Below are 22,644 nucleotides of genomic sequence, written 5' to 3'. Positions count from 1 at the left end.
ATGGCCGACTTAAGATGAATATGGACGAAGGATTGCAGTTTTACGCCCCCTCGCAGCCTCCGCATTTGATGAATCCGCTGGCTCTCGCATATTTGGGCGACGCGGTGTACGATTTGTTCGTCCGGCAATATGTGCTCTCGCACAAGAGCCAGCGGCCGAATCAGCTTCACCGCGCGGCTACCCGGTACGTATCCGCGAAGGCGCAGGCGAAGGCGCTGCGGCTGTGGGACGGGCTCCTCACGGAGGAGGAGCGGGACGTGCTTCGCCGGGGCCGCAACGCGAAGGCGCACGCCGCGCCGAAAAACACCGGCGTGCAGGAGTACCGGCACAGCACCGGTTTCGAGTGTTTGATCGGTTATTTATACTTATCGAAGCGTTACGACCGGCTCGAGCAGCTGATGCGATTGACGGTGGAAAGCAAAGAGGAAGAAGGGACAACCCCATGAACGAGGAAGTGATCGCCGGGCGTCACCCGGTTTCGGAGGCGCTCCGCTCGGGGCGAGCCATTCATAAATTGTATTATGCCGAAGGAGCGCAGGGCATCGGCGGGGTGCTCGCGGAAGCCCGGGAATTCGGCGTCGTCTCCCAGCAAGTCGATAAGCGCAAGCTCGACCAGCTGGCTCCGGGCGTGCGGCACCAAGGCATCGTCGCGCTTGCGGCGGAGCGGGCGTACGCGGACGTCGAGGACTTGTTCGCCGCAGCCGAGGCGTCGGGCGAGCCTCCGTTGTTCATCCTTTGCGACGAGATCGAGGATCCTCACAACTTGGGCTCGATATTGCGCACGGTCGATTGCGCCGGCGCGCACGGGGTGATTGTGCCGAAGCGCCGCTCGGCCGGACTGACCGCCACCGTCTCGAAGACGTCCGCTGGGGCAAGCGAGCACGTTCCGGTCGCGCGTGTCACCAATCTGGCCCAGACCATCGACGAGCTGAAGGAGCGCGGCGTCTGGATCGCCGGAGCGGACGCATCCGCCGACCGCGACGTATACGAAGCGGACTTGAAGCTTCCTCTTGCGATAGTGATTGGCAACGAGGGCAAAGGTCTCGGCCGGCTTGTCCGCGAAAGGTGCGACTTCCTCGTGAAGCTTCCGATGTACGGCCGCATCAATTCGCTGAACGCTTCGGTGGCGGCGGCGCTTCTTATGTACGAAGCGGTCCGGCAGCGGCGCGGCGCCGCCGCTAGAACATGAGCGGCGCGAGCGTGAGGCGTCTGTGCCGTAATGGATGAAATATTGATCGTCGACGGGTATAACGTCATCGGCGCTTGGCCGAAACTTCGCGGATTGCGGGACAGGGATTTGGACGGAGCCCGCAATCTGCTCATAGAGTCGATCGCCGACTATCAAGGCTACTCGGGCACCCGCTGCATCATCGTGTTCGACGCCTACAACGTGCCGGGGCTCGGCCGGCAGTACCGGCTGCGCAACGTGGAAGTTTACTATACGAAAGAGAAAGAGACGGCGGACGAATGCATTGAGCGGCTGGTGAAAGAGCTGTCCCGCAGGCGAAGACAAATTTACGTCGCGACCTCCGACTTGACGGAGCAAAACGTGGCCTTCGGAAGCGGCGCGCTGCGGGTCTCCGCGAGGGAATTGTTGTTAAGGATACAAGAGAGCGAGAAAGAGATAAGCGACACCATTCGCGACAAACCTGTGTCGGAACGCAATACTTTCGACAAGTTTTTGACCGGGGAACTGCGGTCGGTATTCGAGCAATGGCGAAAAGGCCAGTAAAATAAAGGGTTTTTGGCACTTCTCCGGTTGACGGTTCGAAAGACGTTCATGTATACTTGTCTTAACTTCGAGCGGTAAACGTAGCTCCAGTGCAGGCCGGAGGGATATTAGTGAGCGTCGACTACAAGGCTTCAATAAAGTCCGAGTACGAATTTATACCAGACGAAGAAGTGGTCGAAGCAGTCCGTGCCGGCAGCAGCGAGGCATTGGAGTACCTCATTCACAAGTACCGTAACTTCGTGCGCGCGAAAGCGCGATCCTACTTTCTGATCGGCGCGGATAGGGAAGATATCGTGCAGGAAGGCATGATCGGTTTGTACAAATCGATTCGCGACTTCCGGGGGGACAAGCTGGCATCGTTTAAAGCGTTCGCCGAATTGTGCATCACCCGCCAAATCATAACCGCAATTAAAACCGCGACCCGCCAGAAGCACATTCCGTTGAACTCATACGTTTCTTTGGACAAGCCCATTTATGACGAAGATTCCGACCGGACGCTGCTCGACGTCATATGCGGAACCAAGGTGTCCGATCCCGAGGAATTGATCATCAATCAAGAGGAATTCAGCGGGCTTGAAGACAAGATGGGCGAGATTCTCAGCGATTTGGAGCGGCGGGTGCTCATGTTGTATTTGGACGGACGCTCGTATCAGGAAATCGCCGTCGACCTCGACCGCCACGTCAAGTCGATCGACAACGCGCTGCAGCGTGTGAAGCGAAAGCTTGAGCGCTATCTGGAAGTTCGAAATATCAGCTATTAATGTCAACGAAGCACCCGGTATGGGTGTTTTTCAACGATATAGAATTTATAAGTTTTCTGCTACAACATGAAACGAGTAAATTCTATACCAAGAAAAACTTCCTCTACATCGCGGTCGCTCATCCTTGAGTGTACTTCGATAGAAGTTTTCTTATTTTATCCGCATTATAGCAAACACATGTTCGAGTTTCAAGCGCCGGCGGAGAAATATTTCTCATAACGGGAAAGCAGCTCACTATTTGAAACTATTGCGTACTTTTTATTGGGGTAGGCGGGAAGCGCGGCGGAATCGACAGCGCCGAGAATGGCACTATGTTTACTCGCGATTTCTTTTGCTTATAATGGGTGAATAAACGGATTGCGAGCGAGTGGACGAAAAGCCCGGAGCGTCAACATATTTTCCTTGACACGACATACCCCTTGTGATAAAGTATTGCAGGTAGCCCAAAAAATATGCTGCAATTTTCTTTTTTTTCACGGGCTTTTATTGCTGTGAGAAAACTTTATATCACGCTTCTGTTTAGAAGGAAAGTTCAGGAGGTGTCGACATGCGGGTAATCGTTACGATGGCTTGTACGAACTGCAAACAGCGGAATTATACGTCAAGCAAGAACAAGCGCTCTCATCCGGACCGCATCGAGTTGAAGAAATTCTGCCGTTACTGCAATTCCCATACGGCTCATCGCGAAACGCGGTAATTGGAGGTGCTTTTGTGGCGTTATTGGCACGTTTGAAGCAAAGTTTCGGCACTACGTTCTCCTTCTTCGGCGAGGCTGTAGCCGAGTTGAAGAAAGTGAAATGGCCGACTCGCAAAGAACTGACCAGTTACACTCTTGTCGTCTTGTTCGCCGTCGTGTTCGTAACGGTGTATTTTGTCGTTTTAGACCTCGGAATTTCCAACGTAATCCGTGCGATATTCGAATAAGCGATTCGGAAGGTGACCCGACATATGGAGAAAACCGCTCCGAGCATGGAGAGAAGATGGTACGTCGTTCATACGTACTCCGGTTATGAGAACAAAGTGAAAGCGAACTTGGAGAAGCGTGTCGAATCGATGGAGATGCAGGACAAGATATTCCGTGTCCTCGTTCCGACGGAAGAAGAAGTCGTTACGAAAGACGGCAAACGCAAGACCGTCACGCGGAAAGTTTATCCGGGTTACGTTCTTGTAGAGATGATCCAGACGGACGACTCGTGGTACGTGGTGCGGAACACCCCTGGAGTAACGGGCTTTGTCGGCTCTACCGGTTCCGGCTCCAAGCCGATTCCGTTATTGCCGGAAGAGGCGGAAACGATATTGAAGCATATGGGCATGGACGAGCCGCCTCGCGAAACCGTCGACTTCGAGTTGAAGGAATCGGTTCGCGTGAAAGTGGGGCCTTTCGCCAACTTCGTCGGAACGATCGAAGAAATTCTTACGGATAAAGGAAAACTCAAGGTTCACGTCAATATGTTCGGTAGAGAAACGCCGCTTGAACTGGACTACACACAAGTGGAAAAGTTATAAGCGAACGGCGCCGTTACGCGTGAGGGTTTCGCGCTGGGGTAATGTATACTCTGGCAACGAGTGAACGAAAGTTCACGCCAGAGAGTGAGTATACTCTGGCAAGGAGGTGTAACAGATGGCAAAGAAGGTCATAAAACTTGTTAAGCTTCAGGTTCCTGCAGGCAAAGCGAATCCGGCTCCGCCGATCGGTCCTGCGCTCGGTCAAGCCGGCGTGAACATCATGGCGTTCTGTAAGGAATTCAATGCTCGCACGGCGGATCAAGCCGGTTTGATTATCCCGGTTGTAATTACCGTATTCGAGGATCGTTCCTTTACGTTCGAGACCAAGACTCCGCCTGCTGCCGTTCTGCTTCGTGTGGCTGCCGGCATCGAGAAGGGCTCCGGCGAACCGAACAAGAAGAAAGTAGCTACCGTTAAGCGCGACAAAGTTCGACAAATCGCAGAGCAGAAGATGCCCGACCTGAACGCGGCTTCCGTTGAAGCGGCAATGCGGATGGTCGAAGGCACGGCTCGCAGCATGGGCATCGTCATTCAAGACTGATTCTCATGCGCCAACGGTGCGATCAGCGGATCGCGCCGCAGTGGGAGGAATTTCCGCTAATACCACATTGGGAGGATACACAACATGCCAGGCAAAAGATATCAAGAAGCGGAGAAACTGTTCGACAAAGAAGCAGTTTACGAACCGCAGCAAGCAATTGAGCTTGTAAAGCAAGCATCCAAAGCGAAATTCGACGAAACCGTCGAAGTCGCCGTCCGCTTGGGCGTAGACCCGAAGAAGCAAGACCAGAACGTTCGCGGCGTAGTTGTATTGCCGCACGGTACAGGTAAGACGAAGCGCGTCCTCGTGTTCGCCAAAGGCGACAAAGCGAAGGAAGCGGAAGCTGCCGGCGCCGATTTTGTTGGCGACCAAGATATGATCAACCGGATTCAGCAAGGCTGGTTCGACTTCGATGTTTGCGTAGCTACGCCGGACATGATGAGCGAAGTCGGTAAACTCGGCCGGATCCTCGGCGGCAAAGGCTTAATGCCGAACCCGAAAGCGGGCACCGTTACGTTCGACGTGACGAAAGCCGTTCAAGAGATCAAAGCCGGTAAGATCGAATACCGTCTGGACAGAGCGGGTCAAATTCACGCTCCGATCGGCAAAGTATCATTCGATTCGGAGAAGCTTATCGAGAACCTTAAAGCACTCGTTGAAGCATTGAACCGTGCGAAACCGGCCTCTGCGAAAGGCGTGTATTTGAAAAATATCTCGGTTTCCTCCACAATGGGACCGGGCGCTCGCGTGAATACGCAAGTGTACCGATAATATCGAACGAACCGTAAACTCGTTCGACCATCGAAAACAAGAATATTCCAACCGTAGACAGCAGGCGCCGTAGAGGCTTAATTTCCTGCCGAGGTGTTATGATATGGCTTGGCAGCCGTCTCTTCCGACAGGAAGAGCGTCTGAATTCGAGCGCCTTCATGCAGCCTTCGTGTCTACGGAGGCTTTTCTCGTTTCTGCGGCCCCATTCAATCGAAACAGGAGGTGTCTTTATGCCAAACGCTAAAGTGTTAGCTGAAAAACAACAACTCGTATCCGAAGTGGCGACAAAGCTTCGCGAAAGTGCGACAACCGTCGTTGCGGACTATCGCGGTTTGACCGTTGCGCAAGTAACGGAGCTCCGCAAGCAGCTTCGCGAAGCGGGAGTCGAGTTCCAGGTCATCAAGAACACGCTTACCCGCCGCGCAACCGCGGAAACAGGTTTGACCGAGCTTGACGCGCATCTGACGGGTCCGAGCGCAATCGCGTTCTCCGCCGATGCTGTCGCTCCTGCGAAAATCTTGATGGATTTCGCAAAGAAGAACGAAAACTTGAAAGTCAAAGCAGGCGTCGTTGAAGGTAAAGTGGTTGACGCAGCGCAAATCAAGGCGCTTGCCGACCTGCCGTCCCGCGAAGGCTTGCTGTCCATGCTCCTCAGCGTATTGCAGGCTCCGGTCCGCAACTTCGCGCTTGCGGTTAAAGCCGTTGGAGAGAAACAAGAAGCACAAGCATAAAAATATAATTTAATGGAGGTTTACCCATGAGTAAAGAGCAAATCATTGAAGCCATTAAAGGCATGACCGTTCTTGAGTTGAACGACCTTGTTAAAGCAATCGAAGAAGAATTCGGCGTAACTGCGGCAGCTCCGGTAGCTGTAATGGCAGGCGGCGGCGCGGCGGAAGCGGTAGCCGAACAATCGGAATTCGACGTAATCCTTACGAGCGCCGGCGCATCCAAAATCAATGTAATCAAAGTTGTTCGCGAAATTACAGGCCTCGGCTTGAAAGAAGCGAAAGATTTGGTTGACAACGCACCGAAGGCGATTAAAGAGAAAATCTCCAAAGAAGATGCGGAGAAGATCAAAGCTCAGCTTGAAGAAGCTGGCGCAGCTGTAGAACTGAAGTAATTCGGTAAAGGCCCCTTGTGTGAACGGCTTCGTTTGCGCAAGGGGTTTTTGTGCGCTTAAGATACTGACAGGATTTAATTTTTCCCGCTGAGGAAAAATAAGGTGCTGTCATGATCTTATTCAAGAGAGTTTTTAAGGGGAGCGATCCTAGTGAGCGAACATTATTATTCCAAGCGACCCGCCGTCGAGTCGGACCGGGCCGTCGTGCACGCGAAGCTGAGGGGATTTGAACTCTCATTCGTAACGGATGCCGGAGTGTTTTCAAAGAACGATATCGATTTCGGCAGCCGTCTGCTCATTGAGACTATGCGTATCCCTGAATCCGCGGAAGTGCTCGACGTCGGTTGCGGATACGGCCCGATCGGCATATGCGCAGCAAAGCTGGCGTTTCGCGGCAAAGTGACAATGCTCGACATTAACGAACGCGCTGTCGAATTGGCGTCCGAGAACGCGAGAAGAAACGAAGCCGGGAATGTGAGGGTGATGCAAAGCGACCGGTTAGAAGCGGTGAAAGACGAGACGTTCGATGTCATTTTAACGAATCCTCCGATACGTGCGGGCAAATCCGTCGTTCACGACATTTTTGCAGGCGCGGCCGAGCGATTGGTTGCCGGAGGATCTCTTTGGGTGGTCATTCAGAAAAAACAAGGGGCTCCTTCCGCGTTCGAAAAGCTGCAAACGTTGTTTTCCCGCGTGGATGAAGTAACGAAAGACAAAGGATACCGCATATTTGAAGCGAAAAAATGAACCTATATACATGAGTTGGGATTCGTGAAAAAGTCAACCGATTTCTGTTGACTTCGATTCTTTGTTGTGGTAGGATTAGAAAATGTCAGCATTAGAATGCCGATATTGTCTTTAGTGTAGTAAAATGTCAAGAGGTATTTTGAAAAATCTTAATACGTGCCGGGACGGTTAAGCTCTCCCGAACGACGGAAGACAACCTTCGCACCCTTGCGCAGAGATCAATCATAAAACCGGTCTGGCATAAGCGGTTCAACGAAGGAGTTTTCTTTTTTTTCGAGTCGGCGTATATTGGCAAAGTTTTCCGACTACCATAATAAATATGGAATTTTTGGGGCTTTTGGGCTCTTAATCGACATTTTCCATACGGTCATCGAGAGACGCTTCTCAACAGCGCCTCTTGTTTCATAATGTCAGAAAAGCTTCGATAGAAGCACATTCAATGAAGCGGGTACGTCCTTTAGAGGAAGCTTTTCTGGAAACATAAGAATTTATCTTTTCATGTGTTGAATATTTATAAATTCTTATGTTAGCAGAAAGTGAAAGTTCCCATTCTGACATTGCAAGAAAACTTCCTTTAATCGCGATATTGCTTATTTGAAGCTGCTGCGGTGAAGTTTTCTTCTTTTGTTCCATTTTTTCTTGTTTGGCCTAACGGCAGTCCAGAAGACATGAGGGGTGAAGGTAAGTTGGCAGGACATGTGATGCAATTTGGTCGTCGTGAACGCAGAACCTACTCGCGAATCAAAGAAGTGCTTGATATCCCGAATTTGATCGAGATTCAGCAGAAGTCTTACCAAAGCTTTTTGGATAGCGGGTTGCGCGAGTTGCTGCAGGATATCTCTCCGATTCAAGATTTCACCGGCAATCTTTCGTTGGAGTTCATTGACTATAGCCTCGGCGAACCGAAATATTCGGTCGACGAGTCGAAGGAGCGCGACGTTACTTACGCTGCTCCGCTTCGGGTCAAAGTGCGCTTGATCAACAAGGAAACCGGCGAAGTGAAAGAGCAGGAAGTGTTCATGGGCGACTTCCCGTTGATGACGGAAACGGGCACGTTTATTATTAACGGGGCCGAACGCGTCATTGTTTCCCAGCTAGTCCGTTCTCCCAGCGTCTACTTCAGCACGAAAATCGACAAGAACGGGAAGAAGGCTTACACCGCTACGGTGATTCCGAACCGCGGCGCATGGCTGGAACTCGAGACGGATATGAAAGACATTATTTACGTTCGTATCGACCGTACTCGCAAAATTCCGGTTACGGTACTTTTGCGCGCGCTAGGTTTCGGAACGGACGCGGAAATCATCGAGCTGCTCGGCGACGACGAATACGTCCGGAACACGCTCGAGAAAGACAATACGGACTCTACCGAGAAAGCATTGATAGAAATTTACGAACGGCTTCGTCCTGGCGAGCCGCCGACGCTTGATAACGCACGCAATCTGTTGATTGCGCGGTTCTTCGATCCGAAGCGTTACGACTTGGCGAATGTCGGCCGATACAAAATCAATAAGAAGCTTAATATAAAGAACCGTTTGTTCAATCAGCGGCTGGCCGAAACGCTGGCCGACTTGGAAACGGGCGAAGTTATCGCCGAAGCCGGCCAAGTGTTGGATCGCCGCGTATTGGACCAAATCATTCCGTACCTCGAGAAGGGCGCAGGCTTGAAAGAATATCGCGTCGGCTCCGGCTTGACGGAACACGACGGCATTCCTTTGCAAACCGTCAGCATCTTCTCGCCGACGGAAGACGCGAAAGTCGTAAAAGTCATCGGCAACGCTCAAATCGACAAGAGCGTAAAGAACATCACGCCGGCTGACATCATTTCATCCATAAACTATTTCATCAATTTGCTTCATGGTGTGGGCAGCACGGACGATATCGACCATTTGGGCAACCGTCGTCTCCGCTCCGTAGGCGAATTGCTGCAAAACCAGTTCCGCATCGGTTTGTCCCGGATGGAGCGCGTCGTTCGCGAACGGATGTCCATCCAAGACGCCAACGTGATTACTCCGCAAGCGCTCATCAACATACGTCCGGTGATCGCTTCGATCAAGGAGTTTTTCGGAAGCTCCCAGCTGTCGCAGTTCATGGACCAGACGAATCCGTTGGCCGAATTGACGCATAAGCGCCGTCTCTCGGCATTGGGACCGGGCGGATTGACGCGCGAACGCGCAGGCTTCGAAGTCCGCGACGTTCACCATTCGCACTATGGACGCATGTGTCCGATCGAAACTCCGGAAGGTCCGAATATCGGCTTGATCAACTCGTTGTCGACATTCGCCCGGATCAACGAATACGGCTTCATCGAAACGCCGTACCGTTATGTAGATCCGAACACGGGTGTCGTTACGGACACGATACACTATATGACTGCCGACGAAGAAGATAACTACGTTATCGCCCAGGCGAACGCCGAGCTGACAGATGAAGGCAAGTTCAAGAATGACACGGTTATCGTCCGCTACAAAGACGATATTCTTACGCTCCCGAAAGACCGCGTGGATTACATGGACGTATCGCCGAAGCAGGTCGTTTCCGTGGCGACGGCAATGATTCCGTTCTTGGAAAACGACGACTCCAACCGCGCGCTGATGGGATCGAACATGCAGCGTCAAGCGGTACCGCTGCTCGTTCCGAAAGCTCCGCTTGTCGGAACCGGGATGGAGCATAAATCTGCGAAAGATTCCGGCGTGTGCATCGTTTCTAAGTATAACGGCGTAATCGAGAAGTCTTCCGCCAATGAAATTTGGCTTCGCCGGCATGAGATCGTCGAGGGCAAGCCGGTCAAGGGCGATCTCGTGAAATACAAGCTTCACAAGTTTATGCGCTCCAACCAAGGCACTTGCATCAACCAACGGCCGCTTGTTCGCAACGGCGACGTTGTGAAGGTCGGAGACATTCTCGCGGACGGTCCGTCGACGGAGATGGGCGAACTCGCTCTCGGACGCAACGTAGTCGTCGCGTTCATGACATGGGAAGGCTACAACTACGAGGACGCGATTTTGCTCAGCGAGAAGCTTGTGAAGGAAGACGTCTATACGTCGATCCACATTGAAGAATATGAGTCCGAAGCACGCGATACGAAGCTCGGGCCTGAAGAAATTACACGGGACATCCCGAACGTCGGCGAAGATGCACTTAAGAATCTTGACGAACGCGGCATTATCCGTGTCGGCGCTGAAATCGGTGCCGGTGACATTCTAGTCGGCAAAGTAACGCCGAAAGGGGTTACGGAGCTCACTGCGGAAGAGCGTCTGCTTCACGCCATCTTCGGCGAGAAAGCCCGTGAAGTTCGCGATACGTCGCTGCGCGTGCCTCACGGTACGGACGGTATCGTTGTCGACGTCAAAGTGTTCACCCGAGAGAACGGCGATGAGCTGCCGCCGGGCGTGAACCAGCTTGTGCGAGTATATATCGCTCAGAAGCGTAAGATTTCCGAAGGGGACAAAATGGCCGGACGCCACGGAAACAAAGGTGTTATCGCGCGCATTTTGCCGGAAGAGGATATGCCGTTCCTTCCGGACGGCACGCCGGTTCAAGTCGTGTTGAACCCCCTGGGCGTTCCGTCGCGGATGAACATCGGGCAAGTTCTTGAAGTTCACCTTGGAATGGCGGCATTGCGTCTTGGTATCCATACGGCGACGCCGGTATTCGACGGCGCTCGCGAAGGCGACGTGTTCGATACGATGGAAGAAGCGGGCATGCAGCGTAACGGCAAGACGCTGCTATTCGACGGCCGGACGGGCGAACCGTTCGAGCGCGAAGTGACGGTCGGCGTTATGTATATGATCAAGCTTGCGCACATGGTCGACGACAAAATTCATGCCCGTTCCACGGGTCCGTACTCGCTCGTTACGCAGCAGCCGCTCGGAGGCAAGGCGCAGTTCGGCGGCCAGCGCTTCGGCGAGATGGAGGTGTGGGCGCTGGAGGCATATGGCGCGGCATATACGCTGCAAGAAATTTTGACGGTGAAGTCGGACGATGTCGTCGGACGCGTGAAGACGTACGAATCGATTGTCAAAGGCGAGAACGTTCCGGAGCCCGGCGTACCGGAGTCGTTCAAGGTATTGATCAAGGAGCTGCAGAGCTTGGGCATGGACGTAAAGATCTTGTCCGAAAACGAGGAAGAAATCGAGATGAAGGAATTCGACGACGAGGAAGATACGTCGAGCGACAAGTTGAATCTGAATCTCGAAGGCGCCGAAGTCGGAGTAGAGTAAGGACAATTTCAAGTGCGTTGAGGAGGGTTGCTTCTTGATAGATGTGAACAACTTTGAATACATGAAAATCGGGCTCGCCTCTCCGGATAAAATCCGGTCCTGGTCGCGCGGGGAAGTAAAGAAGCCGGAAACGATCAACTATCGTACGCTCAAGCCGGAGAAAGAAGGACTGTTCTGCGAGAAAATTTTCGGTCCGACGAAAGACTGGGAATGTCACTGCGGAAAGTACAAGCGAGTTCGTTATAAAGGCGTCGTCTGCGACCGCTGCGGCGTCGAAGTAACCCGCCAGAAGGTGCGCCGCGAGCGGATGGGCCATATCGAGCTTGCCGCTCCCGTATCCCATATTTGGTATTTCAAAGGCATCCCGAGCCGCATGGGCTTGGCGCTGGACATGTCGCCTCGTTCGCTCGAGGAGATCATTTATTTTGCGTCTTATGTCGTGACGGATCCGGGCGACACTCCGCTTGAGAAGAAACAGCTTCTCTCGGAGAAGGAGTATCGCAGCTACCGTGAAAAATACGGCTATGCGTTCCAAGCCGGCATGGGCGCCGAAGCGGTGAAGAAGCTTCTTCAGGACATCGATCTCGTGAAAGAAGTCGATTCCCTCAAGGAAGAATTGAAGACCGCACAAGGCCAGCGCCGCAACCGCGCCATCAAGCGCCTTGAAGTGCTTGAAGCGTTCCGCAACTCCGGCAACAGCCCGGAGTGGATGGTTATGGACGTGCTGCCGGTCATCCCGCCGGAGCTTCGCCCGATGGTTCAGCTCGACGGCGGACGTTTCGCCACATCGGACTTGAACGATTTGTACCGCCGCGTCATTAACCGCAACAACCGGTTGAAGCGTTTATTGGATCTCGGCGCTCCGGACATTATCGTTCAGAACGAGAAGCGGATGCTGCAGGAAGCCGTCGACGCTCTGATCGACAACGGCCGCCGCGGCCGTCCGGTAACCGGACCCGGCAACCGTCCGCTTAAGTCGCTCAGCCATATGCTGAAGGGCAAGCAAGGACGTTTCCGTCAAAACTTGCTCGGGAAGCGCGTGGACTATTCAGGACGTTCCGTTATCGTTGTCGGTCCGTCGCTGAAGATGTACCAGTGCGGCTTGCCGAAAGAGATGGCGCTCGAATTGTTCAAGCCGTTCGTTATGAAAGAGCTTGTCAATAAGGGGCTCGCTCATAACATCAAGAGCGCGAAGCGCAAGGTCGAACGCGTGTCGCCGGAAGTGTGGGACGTACTTGAAGAAGTGATCAAGGAACACCCGGTTCTGTTAAACCGCGCTCCGACGCTTCACCGTCTCGGCATTCAAGCGTTCGAGCCGATTCTTGTGGAAGGCCGCGCCATCAAATTGCATCCGCTCGTATGCACGGCTTACAATGCCGACTTCGACGGAGACCAGATGGCCGTTCACGTTCCGCTGTCGGCGGAAGCGCAAGCGGAAGCGCGCATTCTGATGCTCGCCTCCGGCAACATCTTGAACCCGAAAGACGGCAAGCCTGTCGTTACGCCTTCGCAGGACATGGTTCTCGGAAGCTTCTATTTGACATTGGACAATCCGGAAGCTGAAGGAACAGGCATCGTGTTCCGCAATGTGAACGAAGCGGTCTCCGCTTACCAACGCGGCGCAGCTGCGCTTCATGCTCGCGTGGCGATACCGGTTCGCCAGCTCAACAAAACTTCGTTCACGGAAAAACAGCAGGACGCTTTGCTGATCACGAACGTCGGCAAAATCATCTTTAACGAGATTTTCCCTGACGATTTCCACTATATTAACGAATCGACGAAAGCGAACTTGCTTAATGGCGTAGATGAGAAGTTTTTCATTTACGAGAAGGGCGCAAACGTTCGCGAACGGCTCATGGCGGCGGATTTCAAAGGCGCTGTCGGCAAGGATTACTTGGGATCCATCATCGCCGAATGCTTCCGCAAGTATCATACGATGGAAACGTCGGTCATTTTGGATAAAATCAAGCAGTTGGGCTTCACGTACTCCACTCGCGCAGGCATAACGATCGCGGTTTCCGACGTGACGGTGCCGGCGGAGAAGGCGCGCATCTTGGGTGAATCGGAAGAGAAAGTGCGTGTAGTCACGAACCAGTACCGCCGCGGATTGATCACGGACGACGAGCGTTACGACCGTGTCATCAGTATCTGGGGCAAGGCGAAAGACGAAATTACGGACATCTTGATGAAGTCGCTCGACAAATTCAATTCCATCAACATGATGGTGGAGTCGAAGGCGCGGGGTAACAAATCGCAGATCACTCAGCTTGGCGGTATGCGCGGACTGATGGCGAATCCGTCCGGTCGTATCATCGAGCTCCCGATCAAATCGAATTTCCGGGAAGGTCTCACGGTCCTTGAGTACTTTATCTCAACGCACGGCGCGCGGAAAGGTCTTGCCGATACCGCGCTTCGTACGGCCGACTCCGGTTATTTGACCCGCCGTCTCGTCGACGTGGCTCAAGACGTCATTGTCCGCGAGGACGATTGCGGTACGGACAAAGGCTTTGTTGTCAGCAAAATTCAAGACGGCAAAGAAGTTATCGAAGATTTGTACGACCGTATAGAAGGACGCTACGCGTTCGAAACGCTTCGCAATCCGGCAACGGGCGAAGTGATCGTTTCGCGTAACGAGCTGATCGATGCCGATGTCGCGAACCAGATCATCCAAGCGGGCATCGAGAAGCTTCAAATTCGTTCCGTATTGTCGTGCCGCACGCGCCACGGCGTCTGCAAGAAGTGCTACGGACGCAACCTTGCCACCGGCAAATTCGTTGAAATCGGCGAAGCCGTCGGTATAATCGCCGCTCAGTCGATCGGCGAGCCGGGCACCCAGCTGACGATGCGTACGTTCCACACGGGCGGCGTCGCCGGCGACGATATCACGCAAGGTTTGCCGCGTATCCAAGAGCTGTTCGAAGCGCGCAACCCGAAAGGCCAAGCGATCATCACCGAGATCGACGGCGTCGTGAAAGAAATTCGCGAAGCGAAAGACCGCCGGGAAATCGAAGTGGTCGGCGAAGCCGAATCCAAAGTATATTCCGTCACATACGGTTCGCGTATCCGCGCAACGGCCGGCCAACAGGTTGAGGCGGGCGACGAATTGACGGACGGGTCCATCGACCCTAAAGAGATGCTGCGGATTAAAGGCATTCGAGGCGTCCAAAACTACATCCTGCAAGAGGTTCAACGCGTATATCGAAACCAAGGCGTTGAGATCAACGATAAGCACGTTGAGGTCATGATCCGTCAGATGCTGCGCAAAATCCGCATCGTCGACAGCGGCAACACGACGCTCTTGCCGGGTTCGTTCGTTGACATTCACGAATATGAAGAAGCGAACCGCGCCGCCCTCATGAAAGGGTTGGAGCCGGCAGTGGCGCGTCCCGTTCTTCTCGGGATCACGAAGGCTTCGCTTGAGACCGATTCGTTCTTGTCGGCAGCATCGTTCCAAGAGACGACTCGCGTCCTTACCGATGCGGCGATCAAAGGCAAAGTGGACCAGCTGCTCGGCTTGAAAGAGAATGTCATTATCGGCAAGCTCATTCCCGCAGGCACGGGTATGTCCAGGTATCGCGGAATCCGTGTTGTGGATCCGAACGAAGAGACGGTCCAAACGCCGGATGCCGTATCGGAACCGATTGCCGTGGAATAACCGTTAATGGGAGAGCAGGCCGGCATCGGCCTGCTTTCTTTTTTTGTTCTTGACATGGCTCACGCCTAAGTGCTAATATGTCTTAGTGTGCCAAAAAGATACGGTGTCTGGAAATAACGTTCTTTGGAGGATATTGACTCAATGTCTTATGAAAAAGAACTCAGCGAAGGCGAACTTCGAATCGGCACCAAACAAACGACGAAAGCGGTAGAGCAAGGGAAAGCCGCCAAATTGTTTGTCGCAAAGGACGCAGATCCGAAAATTACGGTCAAGATCGTAAATTTAGCGAGAAAGATGGGCGTCGAAGTGATGTACGTCGATTCTATGAAGCAGCTTGGGAAAGCTTGTGGAATCGAAGTGGGCGCTGCGATGGTTGCAATAGTGAATGAGTGAAACCCATGTTTTTGTCAGGGTATCGCCCCGGCAAAAACATTTCCTTTGTTCGCTTATGATTCGCCTGGATCTGTGGACTTAATATTGCGTTAATAATCAACTCATCAGAAGGGGGTGCAATACATGCCAACAATTAACCAGCTCGTTCGCAAAGGCCGCAAAGCTAAAGTGGTAAAATCGAAATCTCCTGCGCTGCAGAAAGGTTTTAACGCGCTTCGCCGCGAAGAAACAGATCTGAGCGCTCCGCAAAAGCGCGGCGTTTGCACTCGTGTAGGCACGATGACTCCGAAGAAGCCGAACTCAGCACTTCGGAAATACGCGCGTGTTCGCTTGACGAACCGTGTTGAAGTCACGGCTTACATCGGCGGTATCGGCCACAACTTGCAAGAGCACAGCGTTGTACTCGTGCGCGGCGGCCGTGTTAAGGACCTTCCGGGTGTGCGTTATCACATCGTTCGCGGCGCTCTTGATACAGCGGGCGTGAACAACCGGATGCAAGCCCGTTCCAAGTACGGAACGAAGCGTCCGAAAGCGAAGAAGTAATAACTTTTATAGCGAGTAATGTTTGACCGTGAACGGGCAAATATTGCGAGCTTGGAATGATTTGGATGAGAAAGGGGGATAACTATGCCACGTAAAGGTGCAGTGCCGAAGAGAGACGTATTGCCGGATCCGATTTACAGCAGCAAGCTTGTAACCCGTTTGATCAACCGTATTATGGTCGACGGAAAGCGCGGTGTCGCTCAGACGATTCTTTACGATGCGTTTACTTTAATTAGCGAGCGCACGGGAAAAGAACCGATGGAAGTGTTCGAAGCCGCGTTGAAAAACATCATGCCGGTACTTGAAGTTAAAGCTCGCCGCGTCGGCGGTGCGAACTATCAAGTTCCGATCGAGGTTAAACCGGAACGCCGCACGTCGCTTGGACTCCGTTGGTTGGTGAACTATTCGCGCAACCGCGGCGAGAAGACGATGGTGGAGCGTCTGGCAGCTGAGATTATCGATGCAAGCAACAACACCGGCGCATCCGTTAAGAAGCGTGAAGATACTCACAAGATGGCTGAAGCGAACAAAGCGTTTGCCCACTACCGTTGGTAATCTTCCATACACAAGAAGGATAGAAGGGAGACAAACGAATGCCAAGAGCGTTCTCCTTGCAGAACACACGCAACATCGGCATCATGGCCCATATCGATGCGGGCAAGACGACGACGACAGAACGCATTTTGTTCTACACCGGCCGTGTTCACAAGATCGGCGAAGTGCATGAAGGCGCCGCAACGATGGACTGGATGGAACAAGAACAAGAGCGCGGCATCACGATCACGTCTGCCGCCACGACTGCACAATGGAAGGGTCATCGCGTCAACATCATCGACACGCCCGGCCACGTAGACTTCACTGTTGAAGTCGAGCGCTCGCTTCGCGTACTTGATGGTGCGGTAGCGGTATTCTCCGCCAAAGAAGGCGTAGAGCCCCAATCCGAAACCGTATGGCGCCAAGCGGACCGCTACGGCGTACCGCGGATCGCGTACGTTAACAAGATGGACATCATCGGCGCGGACTTCTTGAACGCCGTTGAATCCATGAAAGACCGCCTCGGCGCGAACGCAGTTCCGATTCAATTGCCGATCGGCGCAGAGAATGATTTCAACGGTATTATCGACTTGATCGAGAACGTTGCTTATATGTATAAGGACGATCTCGGAAAGGATATCGAGAAAACCGAAGTTCCTGCCGAGTACAATGCAAAGGTAGAAGAGTTGCGCAACTTGCTTGTCGAGAAAATCGCCGAGCTTGACGAAGATCTTACCATGAAGTACCTCGAAGGCGAAGAGATTTCTGTTGAAGAGCTTAAGGCGGCGCTTCGCAAGGGTGTCGTAAACGTTAAGATCTTCCCTGTTATCTGCGGATCCTCCTACAAGAACAAAGGTGTTCAGCTGATGCTTGACGCCGTAATCGACTACCTGCCTGCTCCAATCGACGTTCCGGATATCCGCGGCGTTCTGGAAGACGGTACGGAAGTAACCCGTAAATCTGCAGACGATCAACCGTTCGCTGCACTTGCGTTCAAAATTATGACGGACCCTTATGTCGGTAAGCTGACGTTCATTCGCGTTTACTCCGGCGTATTGAACTCCGGTTCTTACGTTTTGAACGCTACCAAGGGCAAGCGCGAACGGATCGGCCGTATTCTTCAGATGCATGCGAACTCCCGTGAAGAAATCAGCGAATTGTACGCTGGTGACATCGCGGCGGCGGTAGGCTTAAAAGATACGATCACCGGCGATACGCTTTGCGATGAGAAAAACCCGGTTATTCTAGAGTCGATGAACTTCCCAGAACCGGTTATCTCCATTGCAGTGGAGCCGAAATCTAAAGCGGACCAAGACAAAATGGGCGTCGCTTTGACGAAGCTTGCTGAGGAAGACCCGACGTTCCGTTACTATACGGACGAAGAAACAGGCCAAACGATCATTCAAGGTATGGGCGAGCTTCACCTTGAAATTATCGTGGATCGTATGAAGCGCGAATTTAAAGTCGAAACGAACGTTGGTAAGCCTCAAGTTGCTTACCGTGAAACATTCCGTCAGGCTGCTAAGGTTGAAGGTAAATTCGTTCGTCAGTCCGGCGGTCGCGGTCAATACGGTCACTGTTGGATCGAATTCGAACCGCTCGAGCCAGGAACAGGATTCCAGTTCGAGAACAAGATTGTCGGTGGCGTTGTTCCTCGTGAATACATCCCGGCGGTTCAGAACGGTATCGAGGAATCGATGAAGAACGGTGTACTTGCGGGCTACCCGCTTGTTGATATCAAAGCTACGATCGTTGACGGATCGTACCACGATGTCGATTCGAACGAAATGGCGTTTAAGATTGCGGGATCCATGGCGCTTAAAGCCGCGAAAGACAAGTGTAAGCCGGTTCTTCTCGAGCCGATCATGAAAGTCGAAGTTACCGTTCCGGAAGAGTACATGGGCGACGTAATGGGCGACTTGAACTCCCGCCGCGGCCGTATCGAAGGTATGGACAACCGCCACGGAGCGCAAATCATTCGTTCCAAAGTTCCGCTGTCCGAAATGTTCGGTTACTCGACTACGCTTCGTTCCCGTACACAAGGCCGCGGAGTGTTCGCAATGGAAATCTCCCACTATGAAGAAGTGCCTAAATCTATCGCTGATGATATCATCGCGAAGAAGGGCTCTTAATTATAATTTTTCTCTAAGGAGGAAATCTTTCTCATGGCAAAGGCAAAATTTGAACGTAATAAGCCGCACGTAAACATCGGTACAATCGGTCACGTTGACCACGGCAAAACAACTTTGACGGCGGCAATCACAACAGTATTATCCAAGAAATACGGCGGCGCAGCGGTAGCGTTCGATCAAATCGACAAAGCTCCGGAAGAGCGCGAACGCGGTATCACAATCTCCACGGCTCACGTTGAGTATGAGACTCCTAACCGTCACTATGCTCACGTTGACTGCCCGGGCCACGCCGACTATGTTAAAAACATGATCACCGGCGCAGCTCAAATGGACGGCGCTATCCTCGTGGTATCCGCAGCTGACGGCCCGATGCCGCAAACGCGCGAGCACATCTTGCTCTCCCGTCAGGTAGGCGTTCCGTACATCGTCGTATTCATGAACAAGTGCGACATGGTTGAAGACGAAGAATTGCTTGAGCTCGTAGAGATGGAAATTCGCGACCTTCTCAGCGAATACGAATTCCCGGGCGACGACACTCCGATCGTTCGCGGTTCCGCTCGCGAAGCTCTTCAAAATCCGGACGGAGAATGGGCGCAAAAGATCATTGAGCTCTTCGAGCAAATCGACACTTACATCCCGACTCCTGAGCGCGACACTGATAAGCCGTTCTTGATGCCGGTAGAAGACGTGTTCACGATCACTGGCCGCGGTACGGTTGCTACGGGCCGCGTTGAGCGTGGTACGGTTAAAGTCGGCGACGAAGTTGAAATCATCGGTCTTGCCGAAGAAACTCGCAAGACGGTTGTTACAGGCGTAGAGATGTTCCGTAAATTGCTCGACTCCGCACAAGCGGGCGACAACATCGGCGCATTGCTCCGCGGCGTTGACCGTAAAGACATCGAGCGCGGTCAAGTTCTTGCGAAGACGGGTTCCGTTAAACCGCACACGAACTTCTCAGCTCAAATTTACGTCTTGACTAAAGAAGAAGGCGGCCGTCACAAGCCTTTCTTCACAGGTTACCGTCCGCAGTTCTACTTCCGTACGACGGACGTTACAGGCATCATCAACCTTCCGGAAGGAACGGAAATGGTTATGCCGGGCGACAACATCACCGTTACGGTTGAGCTCATCGCTCCGATCGCTATCGAAGAAGGCACTCGCTTCGCTATCCGCGAAGGCGGCCGTACAGTAGGCGCAGGCGCAGTTGCTACAATTACGAAGTAATTAACGTTTCAACACACGACACCCTCGGTCCCTAAGATCGGGGGTGTTTTAATTCAAGATTTCTTCATTAATAAAAGAAAAACAGGAAGATGACCGGCGACGCGAAATTTTCCTTAATCAATTTTATCATTCCGCAAATCAAGTCACTTCTCACATTGAACGTATTAGAAGCGGCGGGAATTTATCCCATGACGAAGTATACCGGCTGCAGGCGGATCTCCTCCGCTTGGATGAAACTTTATATGCCGGTACGCGTTATGTGGATACCGATTTATATTACAGCCGCTATTATCGAAGTCTCGCTGCTGTATTGGAAGGATGGATCAATAACGGGAAGAAGATGGTCGATCATTTTGGGAAAGACGAATCGCTTTCTAATGAAGAAGACTTTATTTTGTCGCAAACGGTAAACGACTTAACGCTAATAACGAAAGGCATGTACTCTGAAACAACCAAACAAGAAGATCCGGATATGCCGTTGGAACGTTTCAAAGAACTGATCAAACCGGTTGCTGCATCGGATTTGAGCAAGTTGGCGGACAAGATGCAGGGAAAAATTGGAATAAGTACAAGTGAATAAGTTTTGTCTTGACTTTTGTGTAGGCATTTTTATATAATAGTGAGCGTTGGTCTGTGACTGTGCGATGATGTGAGAGGTTGCCGACACACCCGGCTCCTTTGCCATGAAGGAGTAACAGGGTGTTCAGTTTTGTCGGAGAATTTTCACGGAGTATGTCCGATTACTAAATTGGGCGATAGAAGGAGGGACTACTACATGGCAAAGCAAAAGATTCGTATCCGTTTGAAGGCGTACGATCACAGAGTTCTTGACCAGTCCGCGGAGAAAATCGTCGACACGGCGAAGCGTTCCGGAGCAGATGTTTCCGGACCGATTCCGTTGCCGACGGAAAAGCAAATCATCACGATTTTGCGCGCGGTACACAAGTACAAGGATTCCCGGGAGCAGTTCGAAATGCGCACTCATAAGCGTTTGATCGACATTGTCAACCCGACGCCGCAAACAGTCGATGCTTTGATGCGTTTGGACTTGCCGTCCGGTGTAGATATCGAAATTAAGCTTTAATTTTGGGATAGACGAAACATTTTTACAGGAAGAAAAGAGGTGTCAACATGACAAAAGGTATCTTAGGAAAGAAACTTGGCATGACCCAAGTGTTCACCGAAGAAGGTAACGTGGTTCCGGTTACCGTGATCCAAGCGGGTCCGTGCGTCGTTCTTCAGAAGAAGGACGAAGAGAATGACGGTTACGCAGCGATCCAGCTCGGATTCGACGAGAAGAAGGAAAAGAACACGACGAAGCCTGCTTTGGGACATGTGAAGAAGGCCGGCACAACCCCTAAGCGCTACATTAAAGAATTCCGCGATGTCGACTTGTCTCAATACGAAGTTGGCCAGGTGGTTAGCGCCGACCTGTTTGCGGAAGGCGAGTATGTTGACGTAACGGGCACTTCGAAGGGTAGAGGAACGCTCGGCGCGATTCAGCGCTGGAACATGAGCCGCGGTCCGATGACTCACGGTTCCAAATACCATAGAGGTCAAGGTTCCTTGGCGATTCATCGCGATGCGAACCGCGTGCCGAAGGGCAAAAAGATGGCGGGCCGCACAGGTAACGAAACCGTTACTTTGCAAAACCTGCAAGTCGTTAAAGTAGACACGGAGCGCAACGTGATCTTGGTTAAGGGTTCGATCCCGGGACCGAAGAACAGCTTCGTGAAAATTAAATCGGCAGTAAAGAAATAAGAAAGGAGGAGCATCCATGCCTAAAGTAGCTTTATATAACATAAGCGGCAAACAAGTTGGTGAAGTTGAACTCGCGGACACGGTGTTTGGCGTCGAGCCGAATACGCACGTGCTGCACGATGCTGTGTTGATGCAGCGGGCTTCCCTGCGCGCCGGCACACACAAGACGAAAGGCCGCAGCGAAGTTCGCGGCGGCGGACGCAAGCCGTGGAAACAAAAGGGTACCGGCCGCGCGCGCCAAGGTTCCATTCGCGCACCGCAATGGAAGGGCGGCGGTGTCGTGTTCGGACCGACTCCGCGCACCTATGCATATAAATTGCCGAAGAAAGTACGCAGATTGGCGATCAAATCCGCACTCTCTTCCAAAGTGATCGACAACGAAATCATCGTTCTTGACGAGCTTGCGCTTGCGCAACCGAAGACGAAGGAATTTGCGTCGATTCTTAACAATTTGAATGTTGAGCGCAAAGCGCTAGTCGTTACGGCGGAATACGACGATAACGTGGCACTTTCCGTGCGCAACTTGCCGAACGCGAAATTCGTGGCGGCCGACGGCATCAACGTGCTCGACGTACTCGGTTACGACAAGCTCATCATCACGAAGGATGCCGCCAAGAAAGTCGAGGAGGTGTTCGCGTAATGAAAAGCCCATACGATATTATTAAGCGTCCGATCATCACTGAGCGTACAAGCGAAATGATGGAAAACAAAAAGTATGTTTTCGAAGTGGATTCCCGTGTGAACAAGACGGAAATCAAGCAAGCTGTCGAGCAGATCTTCAAGGTGAAAGTAACGGGCGTGAACACAATGCGCGTTCCCGGAAAGCCGAAGCGTTACGGCCGTTATTCCGGCTATACGTCCGAGTGGAAGAAAGCCGTCGTTACGTTGAGCCCGGACAGCAAAGAACTAGAATTCTTCGAGTCAGTTTAAAAAAAAATTGCAAGGTGCAACGAGGGAACCGAAGGTTCCCGCCTAAGAAGGAAATCAGGCAAGGAGGG

At 52.4% G+C, this 22,644-nt stretch carries 25 protein-coding genes and 1 other annotated feature; of the genes, 24 read left to right on the top strand and 1 reads right to left on the bottom strand.

Going from position 1 to position 22,644, the window contains the following annotated elements; genetic code table 11:
- Positions 1-14: 14 nt before the first annotated feature.
- The 12 genes from JET16_RS13280 to JET16_RS13225 all read left to right on the top strand — a co-directional run bounded on the left by JET16_RS13280 (position 15) and on the right by JET16_RS13225 (position 7,181).
- The gene (locus JET16_RS13280) at positions 15-446 is read left to right on the top strand and encodes a Mini-ribonuclease 3 (protein ID WP_233531539.1); all 432 of its coding nucleotides are present in this window, start codon (positions 15-17) and stop codon (positions 444-446) included.
- On the top strand, positions 443-1,189 hold the full coding sequence (gene rlmB, locus JET16_RS13275) for a 23S rRNA (guanosine(2251)-2'-O)-methyltransferase RlmB (protein WP_199616592.1): 747 nt from the start codon (positions 443-445) through the stop codon (positions 1,187-1,189). Before JET16_RS13280 ends, rlmB begins: the two co-directional genes overlap by 4 nt.
- Positions 1,190-1,219: 30 nt before the next feature.
- Positions 1,220-1,732, top strand: a complete 513-nt coding sequence (locus JET16_RS13270) for an NYN domain-containing protein (RefSeq protein ID WP_199616590.1) — start codon at positions 1,220-1,222, stop codon at positions 1,730-1,732.
- Positions 1,733-1,842: 110 nt separating this feature from the next.
- Entirely contained in the window at positions 1,843-2,493 is a 651-nt protein-coding gene (sigH, locus tag JET16_RS13265) for an RNA polymerase sporulation sigma factor SigH (protein ID WP_199616588.1), read from the top strand.
- A 547-nt stretch (positions 2,494-3,040) separates the two neighbouring features.
- A complete protein-coding gene (rpmG, locus tag JET16_RS13260; RefSeq protein ID WP_199616586.1) occupies positions 3,041-3,190 on the top strand; it encodes a 50S ribosomal protein L33 in 150 nt (49 codons plus the stop codon).
- 14 nt (positions 3,191-3,204) lie between these two features.
- Positions 3,205-3,417, top strand: a complete 213-nt coding sequence (gene secE, locus JET16_RS13255; protein WP_199616584.1) for a preprotein translocase subunit SecE — start codon at positions 3,205-3,207, stop codon at positions 3,415-3,417.
- Between the two features lie 45 nt (positions 3,418-3,462).
- Entirely contained in the window at positions 3,463-3,999 is a 537-nt protein-coding gene (nusG, locus tag JET16_RS13250) for a transcription termination/antitermination protein NusG (RefSeq protein ID WP_199616834.1), read from the top strand.
- A gap of 115 nt (positions 4,000-4,114) precedes the next feature.
- Positions 4,115-4,540: a 50S ribosomal protein L11 gene (rplK, locus tag JET16_RS13245; RefSeq protein WP_199616583.1), complete on the top strand. Its 426-nt coding sequence runs from the start codon at positions 4,115-4,117 to the stop codon at positions 4,538-4,540.
- Positions 4,541-4,624: 84 nt separating this feature from the next.
- Complete coding sequence (gene rplA, locus JET16_RS13240) at positions 4,625-5,311, top strand: 50S ribosomal protein L1 (RefSeq protein ID WP_199616582.1); 687 nt, start codon at positions 4,625-4,627, stop codon at positions 5,309-5,311.
- Positions 5,312-5,344: 33 nt separating this feature from the next.
- Positions 5,345-5,509: a sequence feature (ribosomal protein L10 leader region), on the top strand.
- Between the two features lie 32 nt (positions 5,510-5,541).
- Entirely contained in the window at positions 5,542-6,042 is a 501-nt protein-coding gene (rplJ, locus tag JET16_RS13235) for a 50S ribosomal protein L10 (protein WP_199616581.1), read from the top strand.
- A 26-nt stretch (positions 6,043-6,068) separates the two neighbouring features.
- Positions 6,069-6,434 (top strand): 50S ribosomal protein L7/L12, encoded by a 366-nt coding sequence (gene rplL / locus JET16_RS13230; RefSeq protein WP_199616580.1) that lies wholly within the window; start codon positions 6,069-6,071, stop codon positions 6,432-6,434.
- Between the two features lie 150 nt (positions 6,435-6,584).
- Positions 6,585-7,181, top strand: a complete 597-nt coding sequence (locus tag JET16_RS13225) for a class I SAM-dependent methyltransferase (protein WP_199616579.1) — start codon at positions 6,585-6,587, stop codon at positions 7,179-7,181.
- A 402-nt stretch (positions 7,182-7,583) separates the two neighbouring features.
- Here the strand turns inward: JET16_RS13225 and JET16_RS13220 are convergent, their stop codons facing one another.
- Positions 7,584-7,814 (bottom strand): hypothetical protein, encoded by a 231-nt coding sequence (locus JET16_RS13220; RefSeq protein ID WP_199616577.1) that lies wholly within the window; start codon positions 7,812-7,814, stop codon positions 7,584-7,586.
- 35 nt (positions 7,815-7,849) lie between these two features.
- Here JET16_RS13220 and rpoB point away from each other — a divergent pair, with 35 nt between their 5' ends.
- From rpoB to rplW, 12 genes are all read left to right on the top strand, one after another.
- Entirely contained in the window at positions 7,850-11,404 is a 3,555-nt protein-coding gene (gene rpoB, locus JET16_RS13215) for a DNA-directed RNA polymerase subunit beta (RefSeq protein WP_199616576.1), read from the top strand.
- 34 nt (positions 11,405-11,438) lie between these two features.
- On the top strand, positions 11,439-15,059 hold the full coding sequence (gene rpoC, locus JET16_RS13210; RefSeq protein ID WP_199616575.1) for a DNA-directed RNA polymerase subunit beta': 3,621 nt from the start codon (positions 11,439-11,441) through the stop codon (positions 15,057-15,059).
- A gap of 141 nt (positions 15,060-15,200) precedes the next feature.
- Positions 15,201-15,452, top strand: a complete 252-nt coding sequence (locus JET16_RS13205; RefSeq protein WP_199616574.1) for a ribosomal L7Ae/L30e/S12e/Gadd45 family protein — start codon at positions 15,201-15,203, stop codon at positions 15,450-15,452.
- Between the two features lie 123 nt (positions 15,453-15,575).
- Positions 15,576-15,995, top strand: coding sequence for a 30S ribosomal protein S12 (rpsL, locus tag JET16_RS13200; protein WP_199616573.1), 420 nt, complete (start codon positions 15,576-15,578; stop codon positions 15,993-15,995).
- Between the two features lie 84 nt (positions 15,996-16,079).
- Positions 16,080-16,550 (top strand): 30S ribosomal protein S7, encoded by a 471-nt coding sequence (gene rpsG / locus JET16_RS13195; protein WP_199616572.1) that lies wholly within the window; start codon positions 16,080-16,082, stop codon positions 16,548-16,550.
- Positions 16,551-16,588: 38 nt separating this feature from the next.
- Complete coding sequence (gene fusA / locus JET16_RS13190) at positions 16,589-18,661, top strand: elongation factor G (RefSeq protein WP_199616571.1); 2,073 nt, start codon at positions 16,589-16,591, stop codon at positions 18,659-18,661.
- A 33-nt stretch (positions 18,662-18,694) separates the two neighbouring features.
- The gene (gene tuf / locus JET16_RS13185; RefSeq protein WP_199616570.1) at positions 18,695-19,885 is read left to right on the top strand and encodes an elongation factor Tu; all 1,191 of its coding nucleotides are present in this window, start codon (positions 18,695-18,697) and stop codon (positions 19,883-19,885) included.
- A 226-nt stretch (positions 19,886-20,111) separates the two neighbouring features.
- On the top strand, positions 20,112-20,465 hold the full coding sequence (locus JET16_RS13180; protein WP_199616568.1) for a hypothetical protein: 354 nt from the start codon (positions 20,112-20,114) through the stop codon (positions 20,463-20,465).
- 195 nt (positions 20,466-20,660) lie between these two features.
- Complete coding sequence (rpsJ, locus tag JET16_RS13175; protein ID WP_199616566.1) at positions 20,661-20,969, top strand: 30S ribosomal protein S10; 309 nt, start codon at positions 20,661-20,663, stop codon at positions 20,967-20,969.
- A 47-nt stretch (positions 20,970-21,016) separates the two neighbouring features.
- On the top strand, positions 21,017-21,646 hold the full coding sequence (rplC, locus tag JET16_RS13170; protein ID WP_199616564.1) for a 50S ribosomal protein L3: 630 nt from the start codon (positions 21,017-21,019) through the stop codon (positions 21,644-21,646).
- Positions 21,647-21,662: 16 nt separating this feature from the next.
- Positions 21,663-22,286, top strand: coding sequence for a 50S ribosomal protein L4 (rplD, locus tag JET16_RS13165; protein ID WP_199616562.1), 624 nt, complete (start codon positions 21,663-21,665; stop codon positions 22,284-22,286).
- The gene (rplW, locus tag JET16_RS13160; protein WP_199616561.1) at positions 22,286-22,576 is read left to right on the top strand and encodes a 50S ribosomal protein L23; all 291 of its coding nucleotides are present in this window, start codon (positions 22,286-22,288) and stop codon (positions 22,574-22,576) included. Before rplD ends, rplW begins: the two co-directional genes overlap by 1 nt.
- Positions 22,577-22,644 lie beyond the last annotated feature (68 nt).

The sequence above is a fragment of the Paenibacillus alkalitolerans genome (assembly GCF_016482785.1).
Lineage (GTDB): Bacteria > Bacillota > Bacilli > Paenibacillales > YIM-B00363 > Paenibacillus_AE > Paenibacillus_AE alkalitolerans.
The sequence above is the reverse complement of the archived record's forward strand: the minus strand, read 5'-3'. Positions and strand labels throughout refer to the sequence as shown.